We start from the raw sequence: 5,774 nt of genomic DNA on the forward strand, positions 1-5,774 counted from the left end.
GATTGTTTTCCTATACTGGGATGCATACGCTCGCATCATCGCGGTTGCTCCTTGGAAATGCTAGTGTTGCAGTCCTTTATTGCATCGTTGGCTGTAAGTCTAGCACAAGATTTGCATACGTTGGCATTTTGCCGGAATTGCGTATAATTGCAATCGATAGCTCAACGCGCTCAGCCCTACGAAACACAGGAGTTTCCCATGACCGACCACACACGACACGCCCAGACCAACGGCAGCGAGCCTCCGCGGGAATCCCCTGTACGGCACTCCCGAGAACCCCGGCGCGACAAACACCACAACATCCGCCAGACAGCCCGCCGTCGATTCCCCCGGCCGGCATGGCTCGCATACGCACGGTTCTACGAGGTGTATCCGCAGTCGTTCGCCGACACGAACGGCGACGGCATCGGCGACCTGCCGGGCGTTCTCGACCGGCTCGACTACATCAGGGAGCTCGGATGCAACGCACTGTGGCTCAACCCCTGCTTCGATTCACCGTTTAGGGACGCCGGCTACGACGTGCGCGACTACACGCGAGTTGCCCCGCGCTACGGCACCAACGACGACCTCGTCGCCCTGTTCGAGGCGGCCCACGAACGTGGAATGCATGTGCTGCTTGATCTGGTGCCCGGTCACACCAGCGAAGAGCACGCATGGTTCCGGGCCAGCGCGCAGCCCGACCCCGCCGATCGGACCGTGCTCCCCGACGGCCCGCATCCGGAATCCCCGGATTCGCCCATCGACGTCTCCGAACGGTACATCTGGACCGATTCGTGGATCGCCGGCGGCGACGGGCTGCCGTTCATCGGCGGCGAGACCGAACGCGACGGCACCTACATCCTCAACTTCTTCAAGTGCCAGCCGGCCTTGAACTACGGGTTCGCCCATCCCAGCCAGCCGTGGCAGAAACCGGCGCTCGGCCCGGACGCCCTGGCCACCTGCGAGGCGATGCTCGACGTCATGCGCTTCTGGCTCTCCCGCGGGGCGGACGGATTCCGCGTGGACATGGCGGACAGTCTGGTCAAACACGACGACGAGGGCAAGCCGTTCACCATCCGCACCTGGCAGTATCTGTTCTCGAAAATCCGACCCGAATTCCCCGAGGCGGCGTTCGTCTCCGAATGGGGGCGTCCGCACGAATCCATGGAGGCCGGGTTCGACATGGACTTCTACCTCGACTGGCGCTGGGGCGGGCATCCGAACGGATACAACCTGCTGCTGCGCAACACCGACACCCCGCTTCTGCATGAGGGCGACGCCAGCTACTTCAACGCGGATTCGGGCGCCTCGATCGCACCGTTCCTTGAACAGTATCTGCCACAGCTGCGCGAAGCCGAGCGCGCCGACGGACTGTTCGACCTCATCACCTGCAACCATGACACACTCCGCACGGCGTCGCGGCTCAGCGAACGCGAGCGCAAGGTGGCGTACGGCATGCTACTGACCATGCCGGGATGCCCGTTCCTGTATTACGGCGACGAGATCGGCATGCGATATCGCCCGCTGCCCACCAAGGAGGGCGGCTACACGCGTACCGGCAGCCGCACGCCGATGCAATGGGACTCGGGCATGGCGAATCTCGGCTTCTCGACCGCGCCAGCAGGCCAGCTGTACCTGCCGGTAGACCCGGACGCGGACGCGCCGACCGTCGCCGACGAACTGGCGCGCCAGGATTCGCTGCTCAATTGGGTGCATACGCTGCTGACGCTGCGGACAGGCCGGGCGGCACTGACGGCCGACGCCGGATTTGCAGTGGTCGCCGCACCGGAGGACGGGCGCACGTTCGCCTATCTGCGGACCGCCGCAACGGTTGCGCCAGTATGGCCCGCGCAGGGTATCGCCGCCGAGGCCGCTATCGACGCTCCGGCGGACGCGCCGGCGGTCATGCTTATCGCCATGAATCCCGGGCGAGAGACGGAATACGTGGAATTGCCGGACGGAATCGGAACTTCGCCGTCCATCGCGCTTGCCTTGGGAGGACCGGCCGTGGAGGACGGACGGTTGCGTTTGCCACCGCAGTCGTTTGCAATAGTGGAGTGACCTGTTCGGGCGCAGCAGGAAGGACGGAATGCGCGTTCGGACGTCCACAAGCACCAGAAGACAGCCCAACTCACCCATATTTTGCAATCGTTGTCACAATAAGCTACCCTTGAATTCAGAACAGAGCGAACATTGGCCTGCCAGATTGCCGGAAGCTCAACGCAGAGCGGCCATCAAACAGCAATGCAAACGACTAGCATCACCCTACAATCAAGGCAAGGAGTCATCATGACCGACGGTCACGGCAACGAAGCGGCAACCAGCACCTTGGAACACCACCAGCGTACGGAAAGCGCACAGCGACTCGCGCGACCGCTCATCAAACTGGCCAAGGCATCGGGCCTCGCCACCTCATTCATCGACCAGCTCGGCACCTACACCGAAATCAGCGACGACGCGCTGGTCGCCGTACTGAAGGCCCTCGATGTGGACGCCTCCAGCGACGAGGCCATCGCACGGTCCATGGCCGATCTCGAGGAAGCCGAAAGCAAACGTTTGCTTAACCCCACGGTGGTCGCCGTCACCGGCACATCGACGTCAATCCAGCTGAACTGCCCGGCCGACGAAGACGTGACCGTCGCAGTCACGCTCGAAGACGGCTTCTCCTTCGACGACTGCACGGTGTTGCCGGACCTCAACTCCGGTCATCCTGTCCTGACGCTGGGCACCGACCTGCCGATGGGCTATCACACCCTCGACGTCACGGCGGACGGCCGCGCCGGACACGCCACCATCATCGCCGCACCGGCGCGTATCCCCGTGCCGGAGGCCGTTGCCGAACAACAGCGCTGGGGCTGGATGACGCAGATGTATTCCGTGCGCTCCCACGACTCCTGGGGCGTCGGCGACTACGGCGACCTGAAGCGACTGCTCATCGACGCGGCGCACGAATCCGGCGCGGACTTCATGCTCATCAACCCGATCCACGCCGGCGCGCCGATCACGCCGCTGGAACCGTCTCCCTACCTGCCCGAATCACGCCGATTCCTCAACGTGACGTACATCCGCCCGCAGGACATCCCCGAGTACGGCACCCTGCCCGACGACGTGCGCGCACGCGTGGATGAGCTTCACGCCTCCGTGGCCGCGCGCAACGACGAGTCCACGCCGATGGACATCAATGCGGCGTGGGAGGCCAAGCGCCCGGCCCTGCGACTCATCTTCGAGGCGGGGCGCAACGCCAAGCGCGAACTGGAATTCGAGCGCTTCAAGGCCTTGGCCGGCCCGGATCTCGACTCGTTCGCCACCTGGTGCGTGTGCTTCGAGGTCTGGGGCGCACCCTGGGGCGAGAACCGCTGGTTCTTCGACAAGCGCATCGACGACCCCGAGGTCACGGCGCTGGTCGAAACCCACCACGACCTGTTCGAATTCAACCGCTGGCTGCAGTGGATCGCCGCCGAGCAGGTGACCGAGGCGCAGCACGCCGCCACGGAAAGCGGCATGGCGCTGGGGCTCATGCAGGACATGGCCGTGGGCGTGCACGGCTTGGGCGCGGACGCCTGGGCGAACCCCGAACGCTTCGCCACCGGCTCGGTGACCGTGGGCTGCCCACCGGACTTCTACAACCAGCAAGGACAGGATTGGGGCCAGCCGCCGTTCAATCCGCGATATCTGGAGGCCACCGGCTATCAGGTGTACCGCGAGATGGTCCACGCCATGTACGAGCACGCGGGCGCGGTGCGCATCGACCATGTGCTGGGACTGTTCCGCCTGTGGTGGATTCCTCAGGGGCTCGGCGCCAAGAACGGCGCGTATGTGATGTACAACCACGAGGCCATGCTTGGCGTGCTGTCCATCGAGGCCACGCGCGCCGGCGGCATGGTGATCGGCGAGGATCTGGGCACGGTGCCCGATTACGTGCGCCGCATCCTGGCCGATCATGGCGTGCTGGGCACGGATGTGGAATGGTTCGCGCGTGTGGACGATTCGCCGAACGCGGGCGACCCGTACAAGAAGCCGAGCGAATACCGGCGTCAGGCGTTGGCCTCGGTGACCACGCACGACCTGCCGCCGACCGCGGGATATCTGGGATTCGAGCATGTGAAGCTGCGTGAGGAGCTGCACCTGCTGAGCGAGCCGGTGGAGCAGTTCGCCGCCTCGGCGCTGGCCGAACGCACAGCCATGATGGACCGGCTCGTGGAGAGCGGCTACATCACGGCGGCCGCGGCCGAGGACGTGCCGGGCCATATCCAACAGATCGTCGAGGCGATGCATGCGATGCTCACGGACACGCCGTCGCTGCTGCTGCAGGCTGCGCTTGTGGACGGCGTGGGAGAGACCCGCTCGCAGAACCAGCCCGGCACGTCCACCGAATACTCGAACTGGCGCGTGCCCCTGGCCGACGAGCACGGTCATGTGGTCCATACCGATGAGGTGTTCGCCCTGCCGCGCGTGCGGTCGCTGGCCGCGGTGATGCAGCACAAGCGTCGCTGATTGGGGATGGCGGCGTGCGGGACAGCCGTTGCGGCAAGGTCCCGTACGCCGCCATGTTATCGTTGTCATGACCATGATTTTCCGGCGGGGATTTCCCGGGGCAAGGAGCAACGATGACCAAGGCGAGCATTCAGGCGGTGGCGCGGGAGGCCGGCGTCTCGGTATCCACGGTGTCCCGCACCTTCGCCAAACCGGACCTTGTGCTCCCCGAAACCCGCGACAAGGTGATGGCCGCCGCCGAGAAACTGGACTACTCCGTCTCGCGGTCGGCAGCCGCGCTGAAATCCGGCCAGTCGTTCCGCATCGCGCTGCTGGCCAGCGAAACCATCACCACCTGGTTCAACTCGAACATCTTCGCGGGCCTCGACTCGGTGCTGCGGCCGGCCGGCTATGACACCGTCGTGTACCCGATGAGCAATGCCGAGGAGCGCCGCAGCTTCTTCGAGGATCTGCCCGTGCGACGGAACGCGGACGCGGTGATCGTCAGCTCATTCAACATCGAACCGGCCGAGGTCCAGCGCCTGAAACACATGCACGTACCGATCATCGGCATCAACAGCCCCTCCACCGACGGGTTCGACGCGGGCGTGAGCATCGACGATCGGGCGGCCTCCCGTTCCGCCATCGAGCACCTCATCGCACTCGGCCATCGTCATATCGCCTTCGTGGGCAGTGTGCGCACGCGCACCACCATGCGCTACAGCGCGGAGGCCCGTTTGCAAGGACTGCTCGACGCGGCCACCTCACGCCCCGGCGTCTCCGTGCAGACGTTGCAGGTGCCGCGCGGTGCCGCCGAAATCAACGCGGCGCTCAACGCCGTGCTCAACGCGGCGGCCGACGTCACCGCCTTCTGCTTCGAGGACGACGACATGGCGCTACCCGTGTTATATCGCCTGCGCCAGTACGGACGCAACGTACCCCAGGATCTGTCAATCGTCGGCTTCGACGACGTGGACCTGGCCGCGGCAGTGGGCCTGACCACGCTGCATCAAGACCCGTTCGCGATGGGTCAGGACGCCGGCCGCATGGCATTGGACGCCATCGCCGGCACGCCGATCGCCCCGGCATTCCGCCAGCCGCCCACGCCGCTGATGCTGCGCGAGACCACGGCGCCGCCGAGCGGACGCTAAACGGAGTCGGCAGCGGCTTGCGGGCGCCCCGGACCGCTCATGGACCGTGCGCGGTTTGCCCCGCAGCTCGCGCACGACCCGCATACTTTCGCGACGCTCGTCATCGCTGACGAATCCCACAAATCCCATTAGCAGTCCGTCTCTTATATAATTGAGAGCTTCAGCTTTTTC

General features: G+C 65.1%; 3 protein-coding genes. All 3 read left to right on the forward strand.

Annotated features, from left to right (window positions below):
• Positions 1 to 198: 198 nt before the first annotated feature.
• The 3 genes from BG22_RS10660 (at position 199) to BG22_RS10670 (ending at position 5,603) form a co-directional block, all read left to right on the forward strand.
• Positions 199 to 2,040, forward strand: coding sequence for an alpha-amylase family glycosyl hydrolase (locus tag BG22_RS10660; RefSeq protein WP_140495440.1), 1,842 nt, complete (start codon positions 199 to 201; stop codon positions 2,038 to 2,040).
• Positions 2,041 to 2,268: 228 nt separating this feature from the next.
• The gene (gene malQ / locus BG22_RS10665) at positions 2,269 to 4,473 is read left to right on the forward strand and encodes a 4-alpha-glucanotransferase (protein ID WP_140495443.1); all 2,205 of its coding nucleotides are present in this window, start codon (positions 2,269 to 2,271) and stop codon (positions 4,471 to 4,473) included.
• A gap of 113 nt (positions 4,474 to 4,586) precedes the next feature.
• Positions 4,587 to 5,603 carry a LacI family DNA-binding transcriptional regulator gene (locus BG22_RS10670; protein WP_140495446.1) on the forward strand — a complete coding sequence of 339 codons (1,017 nt, stop codon included), beginning with the start codon at positions 4,587 to 4,589 and terminating at the stop codon, positions 5,601 to 5,603.
• Positions 5,604 to 5,774: the final 171 nt, after the last annotated feature.

Source organism: Bifidobacterium sp. UTBIF-78 (assembly GCF_006408945.1).
Lineage (GTDB): Bacteria > Actinomycetota > Actinomycetes > Actinomycetales > Bifidobacteriaceae > Bifidobacterium > Bifidobacterium myosotis.

Coding starts and splice junctions, on each gene's coding strand:
- BG22_RS10660 (WP_140495440.1), top strand. CDS start 199: ATGACCGACCACACACGACACGCCCAGACCAACGGCAGCGAGCCTCCG.
- malQ (WP_140495443.1), top strand. CDS start 2,269: ATGACCGACGGTCACGGCAACGAAGCGGCAACCAGCACCTTGGAACAC.
- BG22_RS10670 (WP_140495446.1), top strand. CDS start 4,587: ATGACCAAGGCGAGCATTCAGGCGGTGGCGCGGGAGGCCGGCGTCTCG.